The sequence below is a fragment of the Bacillus cereus group sp. Bce041 genome (assembly GCF_052646455.1).
In genome coordinates this window covers 666,706-692,601 of record NZ_JBQXON010000001.1, presented here as the reverse complement: position 1 = coordinate 692,601, position 25,896 = coordinate 666,706, and the positions used below count along the sequence as shown (strand labels likewise).

Sequence of the window (25,896 nt, the reverse complement as noted above, 5' to 3'; positions counted from 1 at the left end):
TGCAGGTTAGAGTTTTTCTATATTAAGGGGTATCTAAATGAATGAAAAATGGACAATTATAGATGCATTGCGCCATTCAAGACATGATTGGCTCAATCGTATGCAGATGGTGAAAGGAAACCTTTCCCTTGGAAAAGTGGAAGAAATTCATAGTCTCATCGATCGTTTTGTCCAAGAAGCGAGACAAGAATCCAACCTGATGGGGCTATCAATGCCTTTATTTTCAGAGTGGATTTTAACATATAATTGGAAACAGCAGCCGTGCTTATTGGAGTACGAAGTATTAGGGAAATTACATAACTTATCTCACTTAGATGAGACTGTATGTACATGGACGAATCAATTTTTCTCGATGCTTCAGCATAGTTTAGACGTATATGTTGAAAATTATGTTTGTATCACAATTGAATGTGACGCGGATAATGCTCGTTTCTTTTTTGATTTTCGTGGTAAGCTAACGAGTGTAGAAGAACTACAGAATTGGCTTGCGACCCAAAACAATAAATGGTATTCCATTTCTTATACAGTGCGAGACGAAGAAGTCTCAGTTATATTACAACCAATTGAAAAAAGTGTGGTGAAATAATGTTTGTAGATCAGGTCAAGATATATGTAAAAGGCGGCGACGGTGGTAATGGTATGGTTGCGTATCGTCGTGAGAAGTATGTACCAAAAGGTGGCCCAGCAGGTGGCGACGGAGGTAAAGGTGCAGATGTTGTTTTCGTAGTTGAGGAAGGCTTACGTACATTAATGGACTTCCGCTACCAACGTCATTTCAAAGCTGATCGCGGTCAGCACGGAATGAGTAAAGGTCAGCACGGACGTAAATCTGAAGATTTACTTGTAAAGGTTCCGCCAGGAACAGTAGTAAAAGATGAAAAAACTGGTCAAATTCTTGCCGATTTAGTAACGCATGGACAAACTGCTGTAATTGCAAAAGGTGGCCGTGGTGGCCGTGGTAACTCACGTTTCGCAACAGCTACGAACCCAGCGCCAGAAATCGCTGAGAACGGGGAACCAGGTCAAGAGCGTGATGTTATTCTAGAACTTAAAGTACTAGCAGACGTTGGACTTGTTGGATTCCCAAGTGTAGGTAAATCTACATTATTATCTGTTGTATCATCAGCGCGTCCGAAAATTGCAGAGTATCACTTCACAACAATCGTTCCGAATCTTGGTGTTGTTGAAACTGGTGATAACCGCAGCTTCGTTATGGCTGACCTTCCAGGACTAATTGAAGGCGCACATGCTGGCGTCGGACTTGGACACCAATTCTTACGTCATATTGAGCGTACACGTGTAATCGTGCATGTTATTGATATGTCTGGTTTAGAAGGCCGTGATCCATATGAAGATTACGTAACGATTAATAATGAATTGAAAGAATACAATCTTCGCTTAACTGAGCGTCCGCAAGTTGTTGTTGCAAACAAAATGGATATGCCAGATGCAGAAGAAAACTTACAAGCATTTAAAGAGAAAGTGGGAGACGAAGTAAAAATCTTCCCAATCTCAGCTGTAACAAGACAAGGTGTTCGTGACTTACTGTTTGAAGTAGCGAACTTAATAGAAACAACACCAGAATTCCCAATACATGAAGTTGCGGATGAGTCTGATACAAGTGTAATGTACAAATTTGATACTGAAGGTGTTAAATTTGAAATTACACGTGAAAGTGATGGCACGTTTGTTATCTCTGGTTACGATATCGAGAAAACATTCAAGATGACAGACTTCTCACGTGATGAATCTGTACGTCGTTTCGCTCGTCAAATGCGCGGAATGGGTATTGATGAAGCGCTTCGTGCACGTGGTGCAAAAGACGGAGATATTGTAAAAATTCTTGAATATGAATTTGAATTTATCGATTAAGACTGCCGAAATACGGCAGTCTTTTTTTTATATCGTAAAAATCGGATTTGTATAGGGAAAAATCCCCACTAATTAAATTTTCAATTTATAATAAAAAGGGGAGTGGTTTTTAGAAGAATTTTTTATGGGGAGAAAACGAACATGTATAAAATATTAATTGTAGAAGATGATGAGAAAATCGCGGGAATATTAGAAGAGCATTTAGAAAGATATGGCTATCAATCATTTAGAGCAAGTGATTTACGTCAAATAAAAGATGAGTTTGTAAAAGTGAATCCTCATCTCGTGTTACTTGATATTAATTTACCGTACTTTGACGGTTTTTATTGGTGTCGTCAAATTCGTACTGTATCGAATGCGCCAATTATTTTTGTTTCTGCAAGAACAGGAGAAATGGACCAAGTAATGGCGATTGAAAATGGCGGCGATGATTATATTACGAAGCCATTCCATTTAGATATCGTAATGGCAAAGGTGAAGAGTGCGCTTCGCCGTGGTTACGGAGAGTATGCTTCTGCTGCTGAGAGTGATTGTTTAGGTGTAAATGGACTGTTGTTATTCCCGTCTCAGCATATTGTTGAGTGGCAAGGACAACAAACTGAACTGACAAAAAATGAGTTTTACTTATTAGAGTGTTTAATGAAACAGGTGAATCAATATGTAACGCGCGAAGAACTGTTAGAAGCTCTATGGGATGAAGTAGCATTTGTGGATGATAATACATTAACCGTAAATGTAAAACGTGTAAGGAAGAAACTAGAGGAGTTAGGCATTAAAAATGCAATTGTAACGAAACGTGGATATGGTTATGCGCTTCTTACGGAGTGGGGCGAAGGGCATGAAGGTTAAAATTTACCTCATGGACCGCTTTTCTTTAATTCTTTCTTATATTGTTAGCCTTTGTTTATTTGGGCTCGTTTTACAGTTGCAAAGTCTTTTAGAAAAGCGATCCATTGATTGGAGTACATGGTTATATGGACTTTTATTAGGAACAGTTGTGTTTACTGTATACCTCATTTACGATTACCGAAAACGGAGTGTGTTTTTAAAGAGGATCGAAAAGTATGTTACTGGTGGAAATACATTACATGACTCTTTACTTATTGATGAATCTTATACATCAGAGCAAGAAATGGTCGTTGAATCTTTTACGTTATTAAGACAGCAATATATGAATGAAGTTCATAAACAGCATGCGAAAGAGCAACAGCAAATGATATTTATGAACCAATGGATTCACCAAATGAAAACACCAGTATCTGTTATTGAATTATTGCTGCAAAAGTTTGGCAAAGAGCATCGTGAGGCAAGAGCAACAGTTGAAAGTATTCGTGAAGAAAATAACCGTATACTAAATGGTTTAGATTTAGCGTTACATATGGCAAGACTAGAGCAGTTTGCGAAAGATTATAAGGTAGAAGTAGTAAATGTTATAGATGTCGTGCGAGGTATTATTAATGAAAATCGGAAATCCTTCATTCAATCGTCTGTATTTCCGAAAGTGATGTTTGAAGAAGATACTTGTATGGTTGCCTCTGATAGAAAATGGCTAAGTATTGCTATAGGTCAAATTGTTGTAAACGCAATTAAGTATACAAAAATTTCAGCGGCAGAGAAAAAAGAAATTCAATTTCAAATTGAAGAGAAAGACCAAAAGGTGTTATTACATATTAAGGACAATGGAATCGGTATTCCAGAGCAAGATGTAAAGCGTATATTTGATCCATTCTTTACGGGGGTAAATGGCCGTAAAACGAGAGAAGCGACTGGAATGGGTTTATATATTACGAAGGAAATTTGCGATAATTTACATCATGGAATGTATGTTCAATCGGATGAAGGAGAAGGGACAACATTCACGTTCCAATTTGCAAAAGATGAAGAATATCATACATTGATGAGAAAAATGACAAAACTGTAAGATAACAAAACGTTTTGTAAGGGAAATCACTCGTTTCTTTTTCTTATTTTTCTTATAGTAAATGTAAGAAGAAAACACGTAGGGGGATTAGAAATGAGTGTTCTTGAAGTAAAAGGATTAACGAAGGTGTACCAATCAAAAGGTTCAGTAGCGACGACTGCTTTAAACGATATAAATTTTAAAATAGAAGAAGGCGAATTTGTAGGGATTATGGGTCCTTCAGGAAGCGGGAAAACGACGCTTTTAAATTTATTAGCAACAATTGATAAGCAAACTTCAGGTCATGTGCTTGTAAATGGTGAAGAAATTAATCAAATGCGTGCTGCAAAATTAGCGGAGTTTCGCCGTACACATTTAGGGTTCATCTTTCAAGATTTTAATTTACTTGATACGCTATCGATTAAAGAAAATATTATTTTACCTCTTGTAATGGCGAAGAAATCTGTAAATGAAATAGATGCAAAAGTGCTTGAGATTGCAAAGTTCTTAAATATTGAAGAAATATTAAATAAAAAAGTATACGAAGTATCTGGGGGACAACAACAACGTGCAGCAGCAGCGAGAGCAATCATTCATGAACCGACGTTAATTTTAGCAGATGAGCCAACTGGAAACTTAGACTCGAAGTCAGCGAAATCGCTAATGGGCGCTCTGCAAGATTTACACGAGCAAAAGAAAGTAACGATTGCAATGGTTACGCACGATCCAGTAGCGGCTAGTTATTGTGAACGTATCCTTTTCATACGCGATGGGGAAATTTTCTCGGAAATACATAAAGGAAGAACGAAACAAGCCTTTTTCCAAGAAATTCTGGACGTACTTGCGATGCTAGGAGGAGAATATCATGAACTTTCGCCAGCTCGCGCTTAATAACGTAAAAGGAAATTGGCGTAACTATAAAGCGTTTCTTATAAGTAGTTGTTTATCGATTGTCGTATTTTTCATGTATGCTTCTTTTATTTATCATCCAGATGTCGTAAGCGGTAATATTAGTATGAGAAAGATGATCACAAAAGGATTAGAATCGATGAATTATATTGTGGTCATCTTCTCGGCACTCTTTATTTTATATGCAAATTCAACGTTTTTACGAGCAAGAAAAAAAGAGTTTGGTCTACTAACATTAATAGGCGGAACGAAATCGCAGCTCGGCCGAATGATTATATTAGAGCAACTGATGTTAGGTAGTATTGCAATTGTAATTGGTATTGGGGTTGGAATGCTTTGTTCAAAATTATTTTTCCAAGCGTTAAGCGTATTATTGAAAATAGATAAGACACTTCCACTTGTTTGGAATAGTAAAGCAGTTCTTATTACAGCTGGCGTATACTTTATCCTATTTTTAATCCTATCATTGTTTAGCGTTTGGACGGTAGGACGCTTGCAAATTATTGATTTATTAAGAGAAGCTAGAAAGCAAAAAGTAGAGCCGTTTGCATTTACATGGTTATGTGTAGTTGGTATAGGATGTATTATTGTTGCATATGTACTTAGCTTCCAAGTAACGTTTCTGAATTTCCTCATCCTCTTTTTACCGGTGGTAGGACTGACAATTGGCGGAACGTATTTATTATTTACACAAGGTAGTACAGTTGTATTAAAAGCATTACAAAAAAGAAAGCAATCTTTCTATACGTATCCAAATATGTTTGTTCTTAGCAATCTTATTTATAAAATGAAAGATAATGCTCGTTTTCTATTTGTAATTTCTATTATTACGGCGGTAGTATCTTCAGCAGTAGGTACACTGTACGTATATTTTGAAAATATGAGTGCGAAAACGGTAGAACTTACACCACATGCTATTTCATATGAGGAAAAGGGGTTAAATACGCATAATCTTATTAATGAAGAAAAGGTACAGGAGCTTGTGAAGAGACACGGGTTTGAAGATGCGCGAAAAGTAACCTACGTTAAACTACCGGCAACACAGAAAATAACGTTGTTTAATAGTGAACATGAAGTACCGATGACGATTATTTCAGAAAAAGAATATAATGCAGAAGTGCGCAAACAAAAGAGAGAGCAACCTACAGCAGTTCATAATGCACCAGGTAGTGCAACGATGGTTATGATTGATATGTCAAATGAACTGATGAAGATAGATCGTACGAAACCGTATGAATTTACAATTAACGGGCAAAAGCAGTCTGTTCAATTAAATAATCCAACGCAGTATTCTGTTTTTAATGATAGTGAATATCTTATTGTAAATGATCAAGATTTTGAGAAATATGCAAAACTCGTACCAGATGAAGAAAAGACGAAATATTACGGTTATTATATCGAGGATTGGAAAAATACAGAAAATCTTGTATTAGATTTGAAAAATGAAATTGCACCAGAAAAGCAAGGAGAATTGAGAAATTCAGTGTTTGCGTATAAGGATATAAGAGAAGGTGGAGCAATTACAATGTTCATCGGTTTCTTCGTAGCGGTACTGTTCTTCTTCTTCGCTTGTAGTATGACATACTTTAAATGGTTTAACGATAAAGAACAAGATCGTATTCAATTTAAATCGTTAAAGAGAATCGGTATGACAGATAAAGAAATTCGCAAAATTGCGATTCGACAAATGGGAGTTATCTTCTTTATCCCAATTTTAATCGGTTCCATTCATAGTGGAGTTGCTCTTCATACGTTAGGGAAAATGCTTTATATTGATTTATGGAAATCAGGTGCGCTTGTAATTGGAGCATACATTTTAGCTTCTGCCATTTACTTTATGATCGCGCAAAGAGGATATTTAAAACACGTAAAAAGCTAGGGGAACCTCTAGCTTTTTGCCTATGTAGTAAGTTACAGGAGGACGATAGATGAACATTTGGCAACTAGCGCTGCAAAATATAAAAGGAAATTGGCGTAATTATAAAGTGTTTTTCTTAAGTAGTTGTTTTGCAATATTTGCTTCTTACGCATATATGTCTGTCATTGTGCATCCGTATATGCAAGAGACGATGTGGTATCAAAACGTACGTTGGGGACTTATCATATGTAATGTTATAATCATTTCTTTTTTCGTCATATTTATTTTGTACTCTACTTCTATTTTCATAGAAGCACGTAAGAAAGAATTAGGGTTATATATGTTAATGGGAGCAACGAAATCTAACGTAATAGGAATGATTATGACCGAACAAATTTTAATCGGGGTCTTCGCGAATATTTTCGGTATTGTGCTCGGTATGATATTTTTAAAACTCTTTTTTATGGTATTTAGTATGTTACTGGGGCTTCCGAAAGAACTCCCTGTGATATTTGACGTAAGGGCGATTGGTGTAACATTTATTACATATATGGCCGTTTTTATTTTGTTATCTTTTATAAGTGCTTTACGTATATGGAATATAAAAATCATTCGGTTATTGAAAGAATTTCGAACAGATAAAAAAGAGAAGAAAACATCAAAGTGGCTTTGTTTATTCGGTTTTGCTTGTTTAGTGGGCGGGTATGCGTTGGCGCTACAAGTGACGATGACTACGATAGCAATATACTTTTTCCCTGTGTCTATACTTGTCTTTTTTGGAACGTACTTTTCTTTTACACATGGAGCTACCCAAGTGTTAGAAATGATAAAGCGAAATAAAAAGATTATGTATACATATCCGTATTTATTTATAGTGAATCAATTGTCACATCGAATGAAGGAAAATGGTCGCTTTTTCTTTCTGATGTCTATGGCAACGACGTTTGTAGTTACAGCAACAGGTACGGTGTTCTTATATTTTTCTAGCATGCAAGATATGTGGCGAACTGGAGGGGTACACTCGTTTTCGTACATAGAAAAAGGCATTTCTACTCATGAAGTCTTTGAGGAAGGTGCGGTTGAAAAATTACTGCATCAATCTGAGTATGATGATTTTCAATATATGAGTTTTGTTGGAGTTTATGCATCCTTTCAGTCTAATAAGGGAGAAACAACAATAGTACCGCTTATAAAAGAAAGTGAATATAACCAAGAAGCAAGGAAACAAAGACAGAAAACGTATCGTCCTAAAAAAGGTACAGTGACACTCGTTTATTATAATAAATACAATAATTCGAATGTATATAATCAAAAAGAGATTCAATTGCAAGTAATGAATCAACCATATCAATTCGTATTTAACGGTCAGAAAGAAGGGGTTCAATTTAACCATCACCCTTCGTACATTAATGGTCTGTTCTTCGTTATGAATGATGAAGATTTTGACAGTATAGCAAATCAGGTTCCTGATTCTGAAAAAATGATATATAGAGGCTACACATTATCAAATATCGAAAAGACGAAGAAATTAAATGAAGATTTACGGAGACATATAAAACAAGATAATAATAATGCATTTCGAAGCAATATGGAGTTGTATGTAAATATGAAAGAAGGCGGCGATATTACTCTATTTGTAGGCTCATTTATTAGTATATTATTCTTCCTCACTTCATGTAGTATCGTGTATTTTAAATGGTTCCATAATATTGCATCGGACCGAAAGCAGTATGGTGCACTCTCTAAACTTGGAATGACGAAGGAAGAAGTATGGAAAATTTCTCGTTGGCAATTATGTATGCTATTTTTTGCGCCAATTATAGTAGGGAGTATGCATAGTGCAGTTGCATTATATACGTTTCATAATACGCTTTTTATGGATGGATCATTAAGAAAAGTAGGTTTGTTCATTCTGTTTTATATCGCAGCATGTATCATTTATTTCTTCTTCGCTCAAAGAGAGTATAAGAAACATTTAGACTAGCGAATGCTAGTCTTTTTTAAATATTCGAAATTTACATAGAAGAATATAAAAAAGTATGGTATAACAGTAAGAAAACGAAAAAGAGGGGAAAAGACGATGATTCGAGTAGGATATTTAGGACCAGAAGCAACATTTACAAATATGGCGGTGAGTCGTTTTTTTCCGGAAGCAGAGCATGTACCGTATCGAACGATTCCAGATTGTATAGATGCAGCTGCAAATGAAAATGTAGACTTCGCAGTGGTACCGTTAGAAAATGCAATAGAAGGTTCAGTGAATATAACGGTTGATTACCTTGTACATGAGCAGCCGCTTTCCATTGTAGGAGAAATTACAGTACCAATTCAGCAGCATTTACTTGTACATCCGCAGTATGCAGAAGTGTGGGAAGAAGTATATGCAGTGCATTCTCATCCGCATGCCATTGCACAGTGCCATAAATTTTTAAATGAAGAATTAAAAGGAGTAACTGTTCGAGATATGACATCTACAAGTGCTGCTGCACAATATGTGAAAGAACATCCTGAAGAGAAAATTGCCGCTATTGCAAATGAAGCGGCTGCAGAAAAATACGGATTAACAATTGTGAGACGTAGTATTCATACGCATAAAAATAATCACACACGTTTCTTAGTACTCCATAAGAAAAAGAAAGCAGTACTCCCGAATAACGGAGAGAACCGCGGAGAGAAAACGACGCTTATGATAACGTTACCTGCAGATTATGCAGGTGCCCTATATCAAGTGTTATCAGCTTTCGCATGGAGAAAATTAAACTTATCAAAAATCGAATCGCGTCCGATGAAAACAGGTCTTGGAAATTACTTTTTCTTAATCGATGTCGATAAAGCATACGATGACGTATTATTGCCAGGCGTAACGATGGAACTTGAAGCACTCGGTTTTTCTGTTACTGTGCTGGGGAGTTATTCTTCTTATTGGTTGTAAGATGTAGATGGAATGTTGGTGTTTGTCTAATCGTCAATATCATTTCATTGCCTAATATATTTTTTAATAGATTAATAAAATCCCACCTGCAGAAGGTGGGATTCTTTATTTTAACTTCGCAAGACGATCTTCTAATTGACCACGCCAAATATCAGCTAGTTCTGGAACAGCAAGAATCTTCTCGATGCCATCTTTATCTTTTCTATTATGAAAATAAATTTCGTTAGAGAATAAAACAGAAACATTGCTTGATGGACGTTCTAGTAATGTAATTTTTGAATCTTTACGTACAGTACCTTCTTGAAGAACGCGGCATAGGTAGCCAGTAAATCCAGTTGCTACAATACGCGGCAGTATGCCAGGGATGCCAAGACGTTTTGAAATTGTGCTACAAGGTACGCGAGCTTGCGTTACTTGAATGATTGCTTCGCCTAGTTGATATGTATCTCCGATGCATACGTCATGCTCTAACATATTTGTTACGGTAATGTTTTCACCAAATGTGGAAGCGGGAAGCGTAGTTTGAAATTCCTCTTCCCATAGTGCGTAATGCTCGTGTGGGTACACACAAACAGCGCGATCAGGTCCGCCGTGATGTTTTAAATCCGCTACGTCATCACCACGAAATCCGTCTTTTGAGAGAAAGGCCTCTTCTGTAGGATCTTTACATATACCTGTTATCATTTCTTTATCTTCGCCATATTTCATTTGTTTCGGTTTGCCAATGCTAAAGTGAACGAGTTCAATTCCCATATTTGATCTCCTTTACGATTGATTACAATATTATAGCATTAAAAAAGCACAGAGAATGATAAAAACTCTGTGCTTTACATTAATAAACGAGAAATCCTGCTTTATCTAACGTCTCACAAGCAGCATCTAATTTTTCTTTAGAATCTGCCTCGATTGTATGTAAGTGAATACCATCTGTTAGTTGTGAAAGATAGGAAGCATTTGTGTTTTCGATTTTTTGTAAATATTGCTCTACATCAAAGCGATTGCTTACCATAATGGAGGCTGTTAAGTCACCGTATACAGGATGCTCAACTTTTACGTCTTTAATCGTAACGCCATGGTCAACAAGCATTGTAAGTTCCTGACGTACTTCTGCTGGTTTATGTTGGCATACGATTACGCGTTCAAAAGTTTGTTGCTTCTCTTGTGGCTTTAAATATAAATAACCTTGAGCAGTCGCAATAATTGGTTCGTTTCGTGCTTTAAGCAAGGAAATATCTTGCACGATAACTTGTCTACTTACGTTCGTCTTTTTCGATAGTTCATTCCCCGATAACGGTTCATTTGCAGCAAGAAGCCACTGGAGGATAAGTTGTCGTCTTTCTTCACCTAAAATCTTTTTTTGTTCATTTTGTTTCATTATGATTTAACACCTCTATAAAATTGATTTCCAATTGTGTGTAGTGCATGAATAGTAGTATCAATTTGATCTTTCGTTGTTTGTTGTCCGAAAGAGAAGCGGACATATTGTTTTGCCTCTTCATACGTTTTTCCAATTGCAAGCATAGTTTTCGAAGGTTCTTGTTTACCGACTTGGCAAGCACTTCCGGTGGAAATGGCAATACCATGGCGATTACATTCTAGCATAGTATATTGACCTTCTATTCCTTTTATTGTAACCCCAACAATATGTGGTAAACAAGAAGTAGAATGACCTTCTACTTCAATTTCTAGCGGAAGTGTTTGTATTTGCTCTAAAAAGTAGGATCGTAACTCTTTAAAACGTAAACTTTCTTCCCATTGAGTTTTTAATATATTTTCAGCAGCTGTTAAAAAAGATGCGATGCCGGGAACGTTCACTGTACCTGGGCGAAATCCTTTTTCGTGAGAAGTTCCTGGAAATACTTGTTCCCAGCGAGTTTGCGGATTTATGTAGCAAGCGCCGACACCTTTTGGTCCGTATATTTTATGTGCTGAAACAGAAAGACTATCAATCCCCATCTCAAAAACATGGATAGGCAGTTTACCAAACGTTTGCACACAATCCGTATGAAATAAAACATTATATTTTTTTAAAAGTGCCCCGATTTCTGTAATGTTTTGAACGGTTCCGATTTCAGAGTTTCCATGCTGTATACTTGCTAGCACAGTATCTTCCGTAATAGCTGCCTCTAAATCTACTAAACAAATGAGTCCATTTTTATCAACAGGAATTTCAGTGATCGTATAGCCTTTTGATTTTAGAGATTGAAAATAACTTCGAATGGATGCATGTTCCATAGGTGTCGTAATAATATGCTTCTTATTTCGGGCATTTAGAAGTGATTGAATCGCAAGATAGTTCGATTCCGATCCACCGCTTGTGAAAAATACTCCTTGTTCTTTGCCTCCAATCATTTCCGCAAATGTTTTTCGGCAAACTTGTAATAAAGAAGAAGCCGTTCCTCCAATATCATGTAAACTTTGTTCATTTCCGAAGTATTGTGAAGCTGCTTTCATATATGTTTGTAACGCTTCCTCGCTCATAGGTGTAGTAGCTGCATAGTCAAGATATATCATCATGTAAGTTCCTCTCTCTAGTAAGAGTTACATTTCTTTTACTTTTTAAATGGTAGTGAAAATAAGAATTATAAAAAAACTCTTGTCATTATTTTAAAACTATGTAAATATAGGTGTCAAGACAGTTGAAAAGTGTAAAGTAGGAGGCAACAATTATGCCAAGCGCAGATGTCTTAATTATTGGAAGTGGCGTTGCGGCACTTCGTGTTGCAAAAGAGATTTGTCACGAAAAGAATGTGATTATTATCACAAAGGAGACGAAACGTAATAATAATACACATTTAGCTCAAGGTGGAATTGCCGCAGCGGTAGCTACATACGACAATCCTAATGATCATTTTGAAGATACGCTAGTAGCAGGGTGTCATTATAACAATGAAGAAGTGGTCCGTTATTTAGTCGAGGAAGGACCGAAAGAAATTAATAACCTTATTGAAAATGGAATGAAATTTGATGGAGATGAAACAGGTCCTCATCTTGGAAAAGAAGGAGCGCATCGAAAACGTCGTATTTTACATGCAGGTGGCGATGCAACAGGAAAGAATTTATTAGAGCATCTTATTCAAGAAGTAGCTCCATACGTTACGGTAGTGGAACAGGAAATGGTGCTCGATTTTATTATAGAAAAAGATAAATGTGTTGGGGCTTTAACTCGCAACAATAAAGGAGAATTGAAACGTTACAATGCAGATTATACGGTGTTAGCTTCAGGCGGTATTGGCGGTTTATACGCCTTTACTTCTAATGATGAGACGATTACAGGCGATGGACTTGCAATGGTGTACCGTGCAGGCGGAGAGCTTGTAGATTTAGAGTTTATACAATTTCATCCGACGATGTTATACGCGGGTGGGCGTTGTTCTGGTCTTGTATCCGAAGCTGTTCGCGGAGAAGGAGCTGTCCTTATAAATGGAAAAGGGCAGCGTTTTATGATGGATATACATTCCGAACAGGATTTAGCGCCTCGTGATGTAGTCGCAAGGGCTATTCATGAACAGCTACTTGCGGGTGAAAAAGTGTACTTAAACATCGAAATGATTCAAAACTTTGAACAACGCTTTCCGACCGTGTCATCGATATGTAAAACAAATGGAGTCGATATAAATAAAAAACTTATTCCAGTCGTGCCTGGTACTCATTTTCACATGGGCGGCGTGAAAACGAACTGTGATGGAGAGACGTCTATTCCGAACTTATACGCAGTCGGTGAAGTAGCTTGTAACGGGGTTCATGGTGCAAATAGATTAGCGAGTAATTCATTATTAGAAGGTCTTGTGTTTGGAAAAAGAATCGGACGACACATTTTATCTAGAGAGACAAAAGAAAAGGTGAACATGCTAGCCGAAAAGGAAGCAAAGTTTATCGTTCTGAATCATTTACCGACGAAAGAAGAAATACAAAAATGCATGATGAAATATGTTGGGATTGTGCGAACAGAGCAAAGTTTATCTTATGCGAAGAGATGGCTTAGTAAGTATGGTGTTCGAAATATGATATTACAACATGATGTTCTTACGAATGAAGAGATAACGCTTATTAATATGTTAACGGTTTGTGAGCTTATAGTTGTGTCAGCCTTGCAAAGAGAAGAAAGTATTGGCGGGCATTACCGGAGTGATTATCCAGATAGAAATATAGGAAAGAAAGAGATTGTTCGAGTAAAGAGAAAACGACAACTTGTGTAATGAGGGGAAGAGGGGCTTTATGAACACGATAAAAGTTAAAGAAGCATTAAATCGATTTTTTTTAGAAGATATAGGGGAAAGAGATGTAACATCTCAGCTTATTTTTCCAGATAACTTGCTTTCGAAAGGAACGTTTCTTGCGAAGGATACAGGGGTCTTTGCAGGACGTTTAGTAATTGAATCAGGATTTAAATTAATTGATGAGAGAATTGAAGTAGAGCTTCATAAAAAAGATGGGGACCTTGTAGAAAAAGGCGAAATCATTGCAACTGTGCAAGGTCCAATTGCATCGTTATTAACAGCAGAGCGCGTTATATTAAATGTTATTCAGCGTATGAGCGGAATAGCGACGATGACGCGTAAAGCGGTTCTTGCTTTAGATAGCAGTCATACTCGCATTTGTGATACGCGAAAAACGATGCCAGGACTACGTATGTTTGATAAGCATGCAGTCGTGTGCGGCGGTGGATTTAATCATCGCTTCGGTTTATATGATGGTGTCATGATTAAAGACAATCATATTGTGTTTGCTGGTTCTATTACAAAAGCTGTTACATCAGTGAAAGAGAAGTTAGGACATATGGTGAAAGTAGAAGTAGAAACAGAAACTGAGGAACAGGTGAGAGAGGCTGTTGCTGCTGGTGCTGATATTATTATGTTCGATAATCGCACGCCAGATGAAATCCGGGAGTTTTCAAAAATTGTACCAAGTGCTATCGTTACAGAAGCTTCAGGGGGCATCACAATTGAAGATTTACCGAAATACGGAAAAACAGGGGTAGATTATATTTCACTTGGAGCGTTAACACATTCAGTGAAAGCACTTGATATTAGTTTCAATATTGAAGGATAAGGAAAGTGGCTTAGAGGGGAGAAACGTATATGAGTATTTTAGAACAAGTACAGCCAATTGAAACGATGTTACCAGAGCGTTATTACACGATGTCAACGGAAGATATGGAAAAGCGTGTTCGTGAAATTAAAGAGAAAATGGGGAAAATGTTATTCATTCCAGGGCATCATTATCAAAAAGATGAAGTGGTACAATTTTCAGATGCAGCAGGGGATTCACTTCAGCTTGCACAAATTGCAGCGAGCAATAAAGACGCAAAATATATTGTGTTTTGCGGGGTGCACTTTATGGCGGAAACAGCAGATATGTTAACGACAGATGATCAAGTTGTCATCTTACCAGATATGCGTGCAGGTTGTTCGATGGCGGATATGGCAGATATTGAACAAACAGAAAGAGCATGGAAAGAGCTCACGAAATTATTTGGAGATACGATGATTCCGTTAACATATGTGAACTCTACAGCTGCAATTAAAGCGTTTTGTGGTCGTAACGGAGGAGCAACAGTAACATCTTCTAATGCAAAGCAAATGGTATCTTGGGCGTTTACTCAAAAAGAACGTCTCGTCTTTTTACCAGACCAACATTTAGGGAGAAATACAGCGTACGATTTAGGTATCCCGTTAGATAAAATGGCAGTATGGGACCCACACACAGATTCATTAGAGTACGATGGGGATATAGAAGAAATTCAAGTAATTTTATGGAAAGGGCATTGTTCTGTTCATCAAAATTTTACAGTGAAGAACATTGAGAGCGTACGAAAAAATCATTCTGATATGAATATTATTGTACATCCAGAATGTTGCTATGAAGTTGTAGCTGCTTCAGATTATGCAGGCTCAACGAAATATATTATTGATATGATTGAATCAGCGCCATCTGGTAGCAAATGGGCGATTGGTACAGAAATGAATTTAGTGAACCGAATTATTCAGCAACATCCAGATAAAGAAATTGTTTCACTTAATCCATTTATGTGTCCGTGCTTAACGATGAACCGAATTGATCTGCCTCACTTATTATGGACACTTGAAACGATAGAAAGAGGAGAAGAAATTAACGTTATTAGCGTAGACAAACAAGTAACGGCAGAAGCGGTTCTTGCATTAAATCGTATGTTAGAGCGTGTGTAAAGCAACGGTATTCCTGTTGCTTTTTTTCATACATATAATCATAACGAGAACGAAATGGGCATACATTGTTTTGAAGAAATCATTGTGGTTCTTTATGCTTATTCCGCTTCGAATGATATTGAAAATCGAAGAAGTGATAAAAGTGAAAAGAAGTTAATGTTATTTAGAAAGAGTTACTTCATGAGATTTGTTACTTATAGATAAGTTATACAGGAGGGGGAAAATTTGAAAATTCATATCGTGCAAAAAGGGGATACCCTTTGGAAAATTGCGAAAAAGTACGGAGTGGATTTTGACACGTTGAAAAAAACAAATACACAACTTAGTAATCCAGATTTAATTATGCCAGGTATGAAAATTAAAGTGCCATCCAAGAGTGTTCACATGAAACAACAGGCTGGAGCAGGTTCAGCGCCTCCAAAGCAATACGTAAAAGAAGTGCAGCAAAAAGAATTTGCAGCAACACCAACTCCGCTTGGAATAGAAGATGAAGAAGAAGTTACGTATCAATCAGCACCAATTACACAGCAGCCAGCTATGCAACAAACACAAAAAGAAGTGCAAGTAAAACCGCAAAAGGAGATGCAGGTAAAGCCGCAAAAAGAAGTACAGGTGAAACCACAGAAGGAGATGCAGGTAAAGCCACAAAAAGAAGTACAGGTGAAACCGCAAAAAGAGGTGCAAAAAGAACAGCCAATTCAAAAAGAAAAACCAGTTGAAAAACCGTCTGTTATTCAAAAACCACCTGTGATAGAAAAACAAAAACCGGCGGAAAAAGAAAACACGAAGTTTTCGGTAAATGTATTACCGCAGCCGCCACAACCACCAATAAAACCGAAAAAAGAATATAAAATTTCAGATGTAATAAAAAAAGGAAGCGAGTTAATTGCTCCTCAAATTAGTAAAATGAAACCTAACAATATCATTTCTCCGCAAACGAAAAAAAACAATATAGTATCGCCGCAAGTGAAGAAAGAAAATGTAGGAAATATAGTATCGCCGCAAGTGAAGAAAGAAAATGTAGGAAATATAGTATCGCCACAAGTGAAGAAAGAAAATGTAGGAAATATAGTATCGCCGCAAGTGAAAAAAGAAAATGTAGGGAATATAGTGTCACCGCAAGTGAAAAAAGAAAGTGTAGGGAATATAGTGTCACCGCAAGTGAAAAAAGAAAACGTAGGGAATATAGTATCGCCAAATGTATCGAAAGAAAATGTAGTTATTCCACAAGTCATACCGCCAAATATTCAAATGCCAATCATGGATAACAACCAACCACCGAATATAATGCCAATCATGGATAACAACCAGCCACCGAATATAATGCCAATCATGGATAACAGCCAGCCACCGAATATAATGCCAATTATGGATAACAACCAGCCACCGAATATAATGCCAATTATGGATAACAACCAGCCGCCGAATATAATGCCGATTATGGATAACAATCAAATGCCGAATATGATGCCGATCATGGATAACAATCAAATGCCGAATATGATGCCGATCATGGATAACAATCAAATGCCGAATATGATGCCGATTATGGATAACAATCAAATGCCGAATATGATGCCAATTATGGATAACAATCAAATGCCGAATATGATGCCGATTATGGATAACAATCAACCACCCAATATGATGCCCTATCAAATGCCGTATCAACAGCCCATGATGCCGCCGAATCCGTATTATCAACAACCAAATCCATATCAAATGCCATATCAGCAAGGAGCGCCGTTTGGACCGCAATATACGTCTATGCCAAACCAGAATATGATGCCAATGGATAATAATATGCCGCCGCTTGTGCAGGGTGAGGAAGATTGTGGATGCGGAGGAGAAAGTAGACTATATAGTCCACAACCAGGCGGTCCGCAATATGCGAATCCTTTATATTACCAACCAACTCAGTCTGCATATGCACCACAGCCAGGAACGATGTATTATCAACCAGATCCACCGAATGTATTTGGAGAGCCCGTTTCAGAAGAAGAGGACGAAGAAGAAGTTTAAAAAGGCGGGAGTATTCCCGCCTTTTTTACATTCCTGTTAATTAAGAAAATGAAGTTTTTTTATGAAGTGCTAGAAAATTCCCAGTGAAATATTAACAGTGTAAAAACCTTCTCGGTTACTCATCATAAGAGGGAGCTTTTCAGTAGAGAAGCTCATTCTAACAGAGGGGGTTTTTGTATTGAATACGAAAGTAAAAGTGATTGCTGCTTCTTTGTTAGTTACCAGTGCATTAGCTGCATGTGGTACACCGAAAGATAACAATGCAATGGATGGACGTAACTACAATTACGAGCGTACATCTTATAATGATACACACCAGTATCGTGATAATGTGACACGTAATGATCGTTATACAGATTATGTAACATATAGAAATGGTCGTAACGATACAGGATACAATTATTATCGAGATGTAAATTACAATGGACAAATTGCTAATCCGCATCCAACTCGTAATATTACAATGAACAATTCATACATTAACAATGATGGTAAAACAGCTGAAAGAATAACAAATCGTGTGAAACGTATGAATAACGTAGACCGTGTGTCTACAGTTGTATATGGAAACGATGTAGCGATTGCGGTAAAACCACGTAACACAGTGACAAATGAAACGGCGATGGCTAACGAAATTCGTCAAGCTGTTGCAAATGAAGTTGGAAACAGAAACGTATATGTTTCTGTAAGAAATGATATGTTTACTCGTGTCGATGCAATGAGTACGCGTCTACGTAACGGTACAGTTACAAACGATTTTAATCGTGACATAGTGAATATGTTCCGAGACATTCGTTACGGTTTAACTGGTACAGTGCGATAACAAAACAAAAGAGGAAGGGATAGCCCTTCCTCTTTATTCATCGTTGTCTTGTAAGCGACGTTTTTTAATAAAATAACTAACGGAATAAGAAACTAAAAAGCATATGAAAAGAATACTACCTGTTGAAATAGCTTCAAATAGAGGTCTTTCTGGACTGAAAATAATATAAATAATAGCCGTAACGATTCCTACAATAAGGGAGTGGAAGACAAGTTTGTAATAAGGAGTTAACTGTATTTCCTTTCCGCCTTCTTCTACATCGATTGAAACACTTAACTGTAAATAAGCAAGTAAAATACTTGTAAACATAAATAATAGCCACAATGGAGATTTCGTAATTTGATCAATGCCTTCAGTGAATCCGATATAGCCTAAAATTCCAACTACGCCAATGTATTGAAAAAGAAAGACAATACGTATGTTTTTTAACATTTGAAGAATGAGGCGTTCATCCTTTATTTTTTTCATAATATTCATCCCCTGCTTATTATGATTTCGCTGTCACATTAATTGTAACATATATATTGCAATTATCAATTTATAATTTACATAAAATAATTTGGATGAAAGAGGAAATAAAATATTTTTATAAACATGTTGCACTTATACTTTATTAATGTTATATTAGCAAAGCGATGAGCTAATTTACGTAAGACGAGAGATATGCTTAAGTGCTAAACACGCGAATGTGGTCGCCTGGTCTCTCGCCGTAAACGCATCAAGACGCCTGCTTTGCAGGCGTCTTTCATTTTATATAAAAGTAAATGATACATGCAGATGAGGTAAACTCTTATCTGCATTTTTTATTTTTCGAAAGAAATGTAATATGGATAAAACCCCCATTTCCGGAAAAACTACTAATGAAAGTATGATCTTGCCTAAAAGAGGTGAACGGAAATGAAATGGATACTGATTGCGATGCAAGCTTTCGTTATGATGTTTTGTTTCGTTTATGGAACGAATGTGAAGGCGGAAGGGCCAGTACCAGAAGTAACGAAAAAAGAACCAGAGGTTACAATTTTATTAGAGCGTATGTATGTTGATGGCGAAGTAAGCGAAGAAATACTTACAGAAAAAGTGACGGATTTAGAAAAGTTTTTACAGCAGTATAAAGAATGGCAGCTCGTTGATCGTGATGATGTACAAATTGTATTGCAAAAGAAAGTTGATGATATTTCTCCGTTATTGAAAACGAGCGGGTATTTTGGTGTTTCAGAGGAAGGGATATTACAAATTTTCAAAGGTGTACCGAAAAGTGATAATGCGATCCATTCTTTCTTTCAAATTGATATGAAAAAGCTTGAGAGCTATGAACGTGCGAAATTGAAACGTGGCATTCGTATTAAATCAAAAGAAGGTTTTGTGAAGACGATTGAAAAAATGAAGCAATACGCAGTTCAAAGTAAGAAAAAAAGCAGCTCATGGTGAGCTGCTTTTTTTTCTTATTTGTTTTTAGCTAAAATTTCTTTTGCGATTTCATCAATTAGCATATCTTTTCCGATTGGATTGAATGCTTTCGTATTGAAGACTTCATTTGATACTTCATATACGTGATTATTTTTAACTGCTTTATTGTCTTTCCAAACGGCACTGTTTTTGTAGTCTTCGTAAACTTTATCAGCTTCGCCGCCGAAGTTTACAATAAACATTTGGTCAGGCTGGAATGCAACTAGACCTTCTAGTGATACTTGCGCCATCGTTTGTTTTAAATCCGTACCTTTTGTTGCTGGAAGTTTTAAGTCATTAAAGATGATGTCACCGTATCCGAAGCTACCGTATACACGGAAGTTTTGTGGTGTAACTGCAACGAACATAAAGTTCTCATCTTTTGTTTTCTCTTTAATTTTTTTAGATAAAGAGTCTGCTTTCTTATCGTAGTCTGCAATCCATTTGTCTGCTTTCTTCTCTTCGTCAAATAGCTTACCTACTTCTTTAAACTTACCACGCCAGTCTTCTAAGTTTGTTTCTAGAACAACTGTAGGTGCAACCTTTTCTAGTTGATCATAAATTTTCAATTGACGGTTGTTTAAAATAATTAAGTCTGGTTTTAAAGCAGTAACAGCTTCTAAATCAACTTTAGGTGCCCAGTACCAACCTACTGCTTTTACTCCATCTAACTTGTCTGTTAAGTGATTTTGGATTTTATCTTTATATGTATTTGCTGTACCAACAGGTTTGTGTCCAAGAAGTAATAGTTCTTCTGTTGATCCAGATAAGTCAACAATTCTCTTTGGATTTACTGGAATTGTAGCTTCACCTTTAGCATGTTTTACAACTTTTGTTTTCGGTTGTTCTTTTGCCTTCGATTCTTCTTTTTGAGAAGAACATCCAACGATAGAAAGAACAACGAGCATAATAGTAAATAAAATAAATAGCTTACGTTTCATCCTGATGTAACCCCTTTAATTAGTATTGATAATCATTATCGACTTCTGTATATTAAGGTGCTTTAACCTTTCTGTCAATGGAAAATAACAGAAGTTTCAAGTGGAGAACATTTGTTGGGGCAGTCTCGCTTTTCTATCATTAAATATGTTAAAATGGAATACATGATTTAAGAGGGAGAGATCGTATTTTGTTTGAATATGTTACAGGTTACGTGGAGTATGTAGGGCCGGAATATGTCGTAATTGATCATAATGGAATTGGTTATCAAATTTTCACACCAAATCCGTATGTATTTCAAAGAAGTAAGCAAGAAATCCGTGTCTATACATATCATTATGTGAGAGAAGATATTATGGCACTTTACGGGTTTAAAACACGTGAAGAGCGTTTATTATTTACAAAGTTGTTAGGCGTGTCTGGCATTGGGCCAAAAGGAGCTCTTGCAATTTTAGCTTCTGGTCAAACAGGACAGGTCGTTCAAGCGATTGAGCATGAAGATGAGAAGTTTTTAGTGAAATTCCCAGGCGTCGGAAAGAAAACAGCACGCCAAATGATTTTAGATTTAAAAGGAAAACTAGCAGATGTCGTACCAGATGCATTTGTTGATTTATTCTCAGACACAGAACGTTTTGATGAGAAGAAAGGTTCATCAGCTGAGCTTGATGAGGCACTGGAAGCTCTCCGCGCACTTGGATACGCAGAACGCGAAGTTTCTCGTGTTGTACCAGAGTTATTAAAAGAATCATTAACGACGGATCAGTATATTAAAAAGGCACTTAGTCTTTTACTAAATGGTAAGAGGTGAGTATAATGGACGAACGTCTCCTTTCAGGGGAATCTGCATATGAAGATGCGGATTTAGAATATTCATTACGGCCACAGACGCTCCGTCAGTATATTGGCCAAGATAAAGCAAAACATAATTTAGAAGTATTTATTGAAGCGGCGAAAATGCGTGAAGAAACGTTAGATCACGTGCTTTTATATGGACCACCAGGTCTTGGTAAAACGACGCTTGCGAATATTATTGCCAATGAGATGGGCGTTAATGTTAGAACAACTTCAGGTCCCGCAATTGAAAGACCAGGAGATTTAGCTGCTGTATTAACAGCGCTTCAGCCAGGGGATGTATTATTTATTGATGAAATTCATCGTTTGCATAGATCAATTGAAGAAGTATTGTATCCTGCGATGGAAGACTTTTGCCTTGATATTGTAATTGGAAAAGGGCCTTCAGCACGTTCTGTACGCCTAGATTTACCGCCATTTACATTAGTTGGAGCAACAACACGTGCTGGAGCATTATCGGCACCGCTTCGTGACCGCTTCGGTGTACTTTCAAGGTTAGAGTACTACACAGTAGATCAGCTTTCTGCGATTGTTGAACGTACAGCAGAAGTATTTGAAGTTGAAATCGATTCGTTAGCTGCATTAGAAATTGCAAGACGTGCTCGTGGTACACCTCGTATTGCGAATCGTCTTTTAAGACGTGTACGTGATTTCGCGCAAGTTCGTGGTAACGGAACGGTTACGATGGAAATTACACAAATGGCATTAGAGCTACTGCAAGTAGATAAATTAGGTCTAGATCATATTGATCATAAATTACTGCTTGGTATTATTGAGAAATTCCGTGGCGGTCCAGTTGGATTAGAAACGGTTTCAGCAACAATTGGAGAAGAATCTCATACGATTGAAGATGTGTATGAGCCGTATTTATTACAAATTGGCTTTTTACAACGAACGCCAAGGGGCCGAATTGTAACGCCGCTTGCGTATGAACATTTCGGAATGGAGATACCAAAAGTATGACGGAGATGCCAAAGCTGCTTATTACAGCCGGGATCTTACTCATCGTTGTTGGATTAGCTTGGAAGTTCATTGGAAGGCTTCCAGGCGATATTTTTGTGAAAAAAGGAAACGTTACCTTTTATTTTCCTATCATTACATGTATTGTGTTAAGTATTGTATTATCTTTTATTATGTATATAATAAATCGATTTAAATAAGAAATAGGTGGATATAGCTATGGATATAAATCTGTTTGATTTTCATTTACCAGAAGAACTTATTGCACAAGTCCCGTTAGAAGATCGTGAAACATCAAGATTAATGGTGTTAGACCGTGAAACAGGTGATATTGAGCATAAACATTTTACGGATATTCTTTCTTACTTACATGAGGGGGATTGCTTAGTTTTAAATGAAACGAAAGTTATGCCTGCTCGTTTGCACGGTGTGAAAGAAGATACAGGCGCGCACATTGAAGTACTTCTTTTAAAACAAGAAGAAGGTGATAAGTGGGAAACGCTTGTAAAGCCAGCGAAACGTGTAAAAGAAGGAACTGTTATCTCTTTTGGCGAAGGGAAATTAAAAGCAACTTGCACAGGAACTGCAGATCAAGGTGGACGCCAGCTTGAATTTTCATATGATGGCATCTTCTATGAAATTTTAGATGAACTTGGGGAAATGCCGCTTCCTCCATATATTAAAGAGACGCTGGAAGATCGCGATCGCTATCAAACAGTATATGCGAAAGAAATCGGTTCAGCAGCAGCGCCGACTGCGGGACTTCACTTTACAGAAGAGTTACTTGAGAAGTTAAAGCAAAAAGGCGTTCAGTTAGCATTCATTACACTTCACGTAGGACTTGGAACATTTAGACCAGTTTCTGCAGACACGATTGAAGAACACCATATGCACGCAGAATATTATCATATGTCTGAAGAGACAGCGGCATTATTAAATCGTGTGAAAGAGAATGGTGGACGTATTATTACTGTAGGTACGACATCAACTCGTACGTTAGAAACAATTGCAACAGATCATGACGGTAAGCTCTGCGCCGCTTCTGGATGGACAGATATTTTCATGTATCCGGGATATGAATTTAAAGCAATTGATGGTTTAATTACAAACTTCCATTTACCGAAATCAACATTAATTATGCTTGTAAGTGCATTTGCAAATAGAGATAATGTACTTCATGCTTATAATGAAGCAGTAAAAGAAAAATATCGTTTCTTTAGCTTCGGTGATGCAATGTTCGTTGCATCTCACGCTAAAATGAGAAACAAATAAAAGGAGTAAGTTATGACAGCAATTCGTTATGAATTTATTAAGACATGTAAACAAACGGGTGCCCGTTTAGGTCGTGTGCATACGCCGCACGGTTCATTTGATACACCAACATTTATGCCAGTTGGTACACTTGCAACAGTTAAGACAATGTCACCAGAAGAATTAAAAGCAATGGATTCTGGCATTATTTTAAGTAATACGTATCATTTATGGCTACGTCCAGGTCATGAAATTATTCGTGAAGCAGGCGGCTTGCATAAATTTATGAACTGGGATCGTGCAATCTTAACAGACTCTGGTGGTTTCCAAGTATTCAGTTTAAGTGACTTCCGTCGTATTGAAGAGGAAGGCGTTCACTTCCGTAATCACTTAAATGGAGATAAATTATTCTTATCACCAGAAAAAGCGATGGAAATCCAAAATGCATTAGGTTCAGATATTATGATGGCATTTGATGAGTGTCCACCATTCCCAGCTACTTTTGAATATATGAAGAAATCTGTAGAGCGTACGAGCCGCTGGGCAGAACGCTGCTTAAAAGCGCATGAACGTCCGCAAGATCAAGGTTTATTCGGTATTGTACAGGGCGGGGAGTACGAAGAGCTTCGTCGTCAAAGTGCGAAAGACCTTGTTTCAATGGACTTCCCTGGTTACGCTGTAGGTGGTTTATCTGTTGGTGAACCGAAAGATATTATGAACCGTGTTCTTGAGTTTACAACACCACTTCTTCCAGATAATAAGCCTCGTTACTTAATGGGTGTAGGTTCTCCTGACTCGTTAATCGATGGCGCAATTCGTGGGATTGATATGTTTGACTGCGTACTTCCAACTCGTATCGCTCGAAATGGTACGTGTATGACAAGTGAAGGTCGCCTTGTTGTAAAAAATGCGAAATTCGCAAGAGACTTCGGTCCGCTTGATCCAAACTGTGATTGCTACACATGTAAAAACTACTCACGTGCGTACATTCGTCACTTAATGAAATGTGATGAAACGTTCGGAATTCGTTTAACGTCTTATCACAACCTTCATTTTCTGTTAAACTTAATGGAGCAGGTGAGACAAGCTATTCGTGAAGACCGTCTTGGCGATTTCCGCGAAGAGTTCTTTGAACAGTATGGCTTTAATAAACCGAATGCTAAAAACTTCTAATACATAATTTAAAAGGAGGAACAAAAGATGAATGCAGGTATGATGAATATCGTTATGATCGTTGCGATGTTTGCGATTTTCTATTTCTTATTAATTCGCCCGCAACAAAAACGTCAAAAAGCAGTTGCTCAAATGCAAAGTGAGTTAGCAAAAGGTGATGCTATCGTAACAATCGGTGGTTTACACGGTACAATCGAATCAGTAGATGAGACAAAAATCGTTATTAAATCTGGTGGTTCACACTTAACTTTCGATCGCAATGCGATTCGTGAAGTTGTGAAAAACTAATGTGGAAGGCCCTGCATGAAATGTGCAGGGCCTTTTTTAGTTACTTTGCTTTGACATATTTACACCGAAAATACCACCGAGTGTACTCGCCCCCATTAATGCTAATTGATATAGTAATTGTGAGTTCGATAAGGTTTGAGAAAAGCCTAAATAGTTAACTAGAAAGACGAGTATAGTGAACGTGAGCCCTGTTGTGAAACCTACTAGCCAACCTTTTCCTTGAGCCTTTTTGCCGGCAGTAAATCCAGACATAAGCATAGATAAAAGAGCGAGTATAAAAATAGTAACGGTTAATGTCCCTTCATTTATATTCGTAAACTTTAATAAAAGAGCCATAATCATACTAGTAATAGATGCGAGAATTAGTAGCGTAACAATACCGAAGCCAATTGCAGTTGATAATTTTTTCGTTCCATCCATTTATGCATTCCCCCTTTTTAATACAAGCATATTTTCCTTTTGCTCAAGTTAGACTAGTTTCTT

General features: G+C 37.1%; 25 protein-coding genes and 1 pseudogene. 20 read left to right on the top strand and 6 right to left on the bottom strand.

The annotated features are described in order from the left end of the window. Positions 1 to 37 precede the first annotated feature (37 nt). From ACUN13_RS03615 to pheA, 8 genes are all read left to right on the top strand, one after another. The gene (locus ACUN13_RS03615; RefSeq protein ID WP_001003584.1) at positions 38 to 586 is read left to right on the top strand and encodes a sporulation initiation phosphotransferase B; all 549 of its coding nucleotides are present in this window, start codon (positions 38 to 40) and stop codon (positions 584 to 586) included. After that, positions 586 to 1,872: a GTPase ObgE gene (gene obgE / locus ACUN13_RS03610; protein WP_000497128.1), complete on the top strand. Its 1,287-nt coding sequence runs from the start codon at positions 586 to 588 to the stop codon at positions 1,870 to 1,872. Before ACUN13_RS03615 ends, obgE begins: the two co-directional genes overlap by 1 nt. A 141-nt stretch (positions 1,873 to 2,013) precedes the next feature. Further along, positions 2,014 to 2,721 (top strand): response regulator transcription factor, encoded by a 708-nt coding sequence (locus tag ACUN13_RS03605; protein ID WP_000276723.1) that lies wholly within the window; start codon positions 2,014 to 2,016, stop codon positions 2,719 to 2,721. After that, positions 2,711 to 3,793 (top strand): HAMP domain-containing histidine kinase, encoded by a 1,083-nt coding sequence (locus ACUN13_RS03600; protein ID WP_445423663.1) that lies wholly within the window; start codon positions 2,711 to 2,713, stop codon positions 3,791 to 3,793. Before ACUN13_RS03605 ends, ACUN13_RS03600 begins: the two co-directional genes overlap by 11 nt. A 93-nt stretch (positions 3,794 to 3,886) precedes the next feature. Next, on the top strand, positions 3,887 to 4,663 hold the full coding sequence (locus ACUN13_RS03595; protein ID WP_000114529.1) for an ABC transporter ATP-binding protein: 777 nt from the start codon (positions 3,887 to 3,889) through the stop codon (positions 4,661 to 4,663). Further along, a complete protein-coding gene (locus ACUN13_RS03590) occupies positions 4,638 to 6,560 on the top strand; it encodes an FtsX-like permease family protein (protein ID WP_088345827.1) in 1,923 nt (640 codons plus the stop codon). The genes ACUN13_RS03595 and ACUN13_RS03590 overlap by 26 nt, the downstream gene beginning before the upstream one ends. Before the next feature lie 49 nt (positions 6,561 to 6,609). After that, positions 6,610 to 8,523 carry an ABC transporter permease gene (locus ACUN13_RS03585; RefSeq protein ID WP_089607648.1) on the top strand — a complete coding sequence of 638 codons (1,914 nt, stop codon included), beginning with the start codon at positions 6,610 to 6,612 and terminating at the stop codon, positions 8,521 to 8,523. Positions 8,524 to 8,619: 96 nt separating this feature from the next. Further along, positions 8,620 to 9,471 carry a prephenate dehydratase gene (pheA, locus tag ACUN13_RS03580; RefSeq protein WP_000621705.1) on the top strand — a complete coding sequence of 284 codons (852 nt, stop codon included), beginning with the start codon at positions 8,620 to 8,622 and terminating at the stop codon, positions 9,469 to 9,471. Between the two features lie 105 nt (positions 9,472 to 9,576). Here the strand turns inward: pheA and ACUN13_RS03575 are convergent, their stop codons facing one another. From ACUN13_RS03575 to ACUN13_RS03565, 3 genes are all read right to left on the bottom strand, one after another. After that, positions 9,577 to 10,224: an MOSC domain-containing protein gene (locus ACUN13_RS03575; protein ID WP_000510666.1), complete on the bottom strand. Its 648-nt coding sequence runs from the start codon at positions 10,222 to 10,224 to the stop codon at positions 9,577 to 9,579. A gap of 79 nt (positions 10,225 to 10,303) precedes the next feature. Beyond that, positions 10,304 to 10,846: a transcription repressor NadR gene (locus ACUN13_RS03570; protein ID WP_098684214.1), complete on the bottom strand. Its 543-nt coding sequence runs from the start codon at positions 10,844 to 10,846 to the stop codon at positions 10,304 to 10,306. Then, the gene (locus ACUN13_RS03565; protein ID WP_000973777.1) at positions 10,846 to 11,988 is read right to left on the bottom strand and encodes an IscS subfamily cysteine desulfurase; all 1,143 of its coding nucleotides are present in this window, start codon (positions 11,986 to 11,988) and stop codon (positions 10,846 to 10,848) included. The genes ACUN13_RS03570 and ACUN13_RS03565 overlap by 1 nt, the downstream gene beginning before the upstream one ends. Positions 11,989 to 12,140: 152 nt before the next feature. On the opposite strand from ACUN13_RS03565, the gene nadB reads away from it, so the two are divergent. The 5 genes and pseudogenes from nadB to ACUN13_RS03540 all read left to right on the top strand — a co-directional run bounded on the left by nadB (position 12,141) and on the right by ACUN13_RS03540 (position 18,504). Beyond that, positions 12,141 to 13,670, top strand: coding sequence for an L-aspartate oxidase (nadB, locus tag ACUN13_RS03560; protein WP_001138531.1), 1,530 nt, complete (start codon positions 12,141 to 12,143; stop codon positions 13,668 to 13,670). 19 nt (positions 13,671 to 13,689) lie between these two features. Further along, positions 13,690 to 14,523: a carboxylating nicotinate-nucleotide diphosphorylase gene (gene nadC / locus ACUN13_RS03555; RefSeq protein ID WP_017673424.1), complete on the top strand. Its 834-nt coding sequence runs from the start codon at positions 13,690 to 13,692 to the stop codon at positions 14,521 to 14,523. Positions 14,524 to 14,552: 29 nt separating this feature from the next. Continuing rightward, positions 14,553 to 15,659, top strand: coding sequence for a quinolinate synthase NadA (gene nadA / locus ACUN13_RS03550; protein WP_089607646.1), 1,107 nt, complete (start codon positions 14,553 to 14,555; stop codon positions 15,657 to 15,659). 225 nt (positions 15,660 to 15,884) lie between these two features. Then, positions 15,885 to 16,041: pseudogene (gene safA, locus ACUN13_RS03545) on the top strand (SafA/ExsA family spore coat assembly protein); the annotation flags it as partial. Between the two features lie 1,818 nt (positions 16,042 to 17,859). Further along, entirely contained in the window at positions 17,860 to 18,504 is a 645-nt protein-coding gene (locus tag ACUN13_RS03540; RefSeq protein WP_001093536.1) for a YhcN/YlaJ family sporulation lipoprotein, read from the top strand. Between the two features lie 33 nt (positions 18,505 to 18,537). On the opposite strand, the gene ACUN13_RS03535 is transcribed toward ACUN13_RS03540, so the two are convergent. Further along, entirely contained in the window at positions 18,538 to 18,972 is a 435-nt protein-coding gene (locus ACUN13_RS03535; protein ID WP_157797754.1) for a branched-chain amino acid ABC transporter substrate-binding protein, read from the bottom strand. Positions 18,973 to 19,401: 429 nt separating this feature from the next. On the opposite strand from ACUN13_RS03535, the gene ACUN13_RS03530 reads away from it, so the two are divergent. Beyond that, entirely contained in the window at positions 19,402 to 19,932 is a 531-nt protein-coding gene (locus ACUN13_RS03530) for a BofC C-terminal domain-containing protein (RefSeq protein WP_000871192.1), read from the top strand. Between the two features lie 14 nt (positions 19,933 to 19,946). On the opposite strand, the gene ACUN13_RS03525 is transcribed toward ACUN13_RS03530, so the two are convergent. Continuing rightward, on the bottom strand, positions 19,947 to 20,891 hold the full coding sequence (locus ACUN13_RS03525) for an iron-hydroxamate ABC transporter substrate-binding protein (RefSeq protein WP_000823606.1): 945 nt from the start codon (positions 20,889 to 20,891) through the stop codon (positions 19,947 to 19,949). A gap of 188 nt (positions 20,892 to 21,079) precedes the next feature. On the opposite strand from ACUN13_RS03525, the gene ruvA reads away from it, so the two are divergent. Genes ruvA through yajC form a run of 6 tightly spaced genes read left to right on the top strand, consistent with a single transcriptional unit; the run spans position 21,080 to position 25,413 of the window. Beyond that, positions 21,080 to 21,697, top strand: a complete 618-nt coding sequence (gene ruvA / locus ACUN13_RS03520; protein WP_000464511.1) for a Holliday junction DNA helicase RuvA — start codon at positions 21,080 to 21,082, stop codon at positions 21,695 to 21,697. A gap of 5 nt (positions 21,698 to 21,702) precedes the next feature. Further along, positions 21,703 to 22,704: a Holliday junction branch migration DNA helicase RuvB gene (ruvB, locus tag ACUN13_RS03515; RefSeq protein WP_000344449.1), complete on the top strand. Its 1,002-nt coding sequence runs from the start codon at positions 21,703 to 21,705 to the stop codon at positions 22,702 to 22,704. Beyond that, entirely contained in the window at positions 22,701 to 22,901 is a 201-nt protein-coding gene (locus ACUN13_RS03510; protein ID WP_000138162.1) for a DUF2905 domain-containing protein, read from the top strand. Before ruvB ends, ACUN13_RS03510 begins: the two co-directional genes overlap by 4 nt. Positions 22,902 to 22,920: 19 nt before the next feature. Next, positions 22,921 to 23,973, top strand: a complete 1,053-nt coding sequence (gene queA, locus ACUN13_RS03505; RefSeq protein WP_000354014.1) for a tRNA preQ1(34) S-adenosylmethionine ribosyltransferase-isomerase QueA — start codon at positions 22,921 to 22,923, stop codon at positions 23,971 to 23,973. A 12-nt stretch (positions 23,974 to 23,985) separates the two neighbouring features. Further along, positions 23,986 to 25,125 carry a tRNA guanosine(34) transglycosylase Tgt gene (tgt, locus tag ACUN13_RS03500; protein WP_000125365.1) on the top strand — a complete coding sequence of 380 codons (1,140 nt, stop codon included), beginning with the start codon at positions 23,986 to 23,988 and terminating at the stop codon, positions 25,123 to 25,125. Positions 25,126 to 25,152: 27 nt separating this feature from the next. Further along, positions 25,153 to 25,413, top strand: coding sequence for a preprotein translocase subunit YajC (gene yajC / locus ACUN13_RS03495; RefSeq protein ID WP_000991115.1), 261 nt, complete (start codon positions 25,153 to 25,155; stop codon positions 25,411 to 25,413). A 36-nt stretch (positions 25,414 to 25,449) separates the two neighbouring features. Here the strand turns inward: yajC and ACUN13_RS03490 are convergent, their stop codons facing one another. Beyond that, positions 25,450 to 25,833, bottom strand: a complete 384-nt coding sequence (locus ACUN13_RS03490) for a TIGR04086 family membrane protein (RefSeq protein WP_000349148.1) — start codon at positions 25,831 to 25,833, stop codon at positions 25,450 to 25,452. Positions 25,834 to 25,896 lie beyond the last annotated feature (63 nt).

Coding starts and splice junctions, on each gene's coding strand:
- pheA (WP_000621705.1), top strand. CDS start 8,620: ATGATTCGAGTAGGATATTTAGGACCAGAAGCAACATTTACAAATATG.
- ACUN13_RS03575 (WP_000510666.1), bottom strand. CDS start 10,224: ATGGGAATTGAACTCGTTCACTTTAGCATTGGCAAACCGAAACAAATG.
- ACUN13_RS03605 (WP_000276723.1), top strand. CDS start 2,014: ATGTATAAAATATTAATTGTAGAAGATGATGAGAAAATCGCGGGAATA.
- yajC (WP_000991115.1), top strand. CDS start 25,153: ATGAATGCAGGTATGATGAATATCGTTATGATCGTTGCGATGTTTGCG.
- ruvB (WP_000344449.1), top strand. CDS start 21,703: ATGGACGAACGTCTCCTTTCAGGGGAATCTGCATATGAAGATGCGGAT.
- nadC (WP_017673424.1), top strand. CDS start 13,690: ATGAACACGATAAAAGTTAAAGAAGCATTAAATCGATTTTTTTTAGAA.
- ACUN13_RS03525 (WP_000823606.1), bottom strand. CDS start 20,891: ATGAAACGTAAGCTATTTATTTTATTTACTATTATGCTCGTTGTTCTT.
- nadB (WP_001138531.1), top strand. CDS start 12,141: ATGCCAAGCGCAGATGTCTTAATTATTGGAAGTGGCGTTGCGGCACTT.
- ACUN13_RS03595 (WP_000114529.1), top strand. CDS start 3,887: ATGAGTGTTCTTGAAGTAAAAGGATTAACGAAGGTGTACCAATCAAAA.
- ACUN13_RS03510 (WP_000138162.1), top strand. CDS start 22,701: ATGACGGAGATGCCAAAGCTGCTTATTACAGCCGGGATCTTACTCATC.
- nadA (WP_089607646.1), top strand. CDS start 14,553: ATGAGTATTTTAGAACAAGTACAGCCAATTGAAACGATGTTACCAGAG.
- tgt (WP_000125365.1), top strand. CDS start 23,986: ATGACAGCAATTCGTTATGAATTTATTAAGACATGTAAACAAACGGGT.
- ACUN13_RS03585 (WP_089607648.1), top strand. CDS start 6,610: ATGAACATTTGGCAACTAGCGCTGCAAAATATAAAAGGAAATTGGCGT.
- ACUN13_RS03615 (WP_001003584.1), top strand. CDS start 38: ATGAATGAAAAATGGACAATTATAGATGCATTGCGCCATTCAAGACAT.
- ACUN13_RS03530 (WP_000871192.1), top strand. CDS start 19,402: ATGAAATGGATACTGATTGCGATGCAAGCTTTCGTTATGATGTTTTGT.
- ACUN13_RS03535 (WP_157797754.1), bottom strand. CDS start 18,972: ATGAAAAAAATAAAGGATGAACGCCTCATTCTTCAAATGTTAAAAAAC.
- ACUN13_RS03590 (WP_088345827.1), top strand. CDS start 4,638: ATGAACTTTCGCCAGCTCGCGCTTAATAACGTAAAAGGAAATTGGCGT.
- queA (WP_000354014.1), top strand. CDS start 22,921: ATGGATATAAATCTGTTTGATTTTCATTTACCAGAAGAACTTATTGCA.
- ACUN13_RS03565 (WP_000973777.1), bottom strand. CDS start 11,988: ATGATGATATATCTTGACTATGCAGCTACTACACCTATGAGCGAGGAA.
- ACUN13_RS03490 (WP_000349148.1), bottom strand. CDS start 25,833: ATGGATGGAACGAAAAAATTATCAACTGCAATTGGCTTCGGTATTGTT.
- ACUN13_RS03600 (WP_445423663.1), top strand. CDS start 2,711: ATGAAGGTTAAAATTTACCTCATGGACCGCTTTTCTTTAATTCTTTCT.
- ACUN13_RS03570 (WP_098684214.1), bottom strand. CDS start 10,846: ATGAAACAAAATGAACAAAAAAAGATTTTAGGTGAAGAAAGACGACAA.
- obgE (WP_000497128.1), top strand. CDS start 586: ATGTTTGTAGATCAGGTCAAGATATATGTAAAAGGCGGCGACGGTGGT.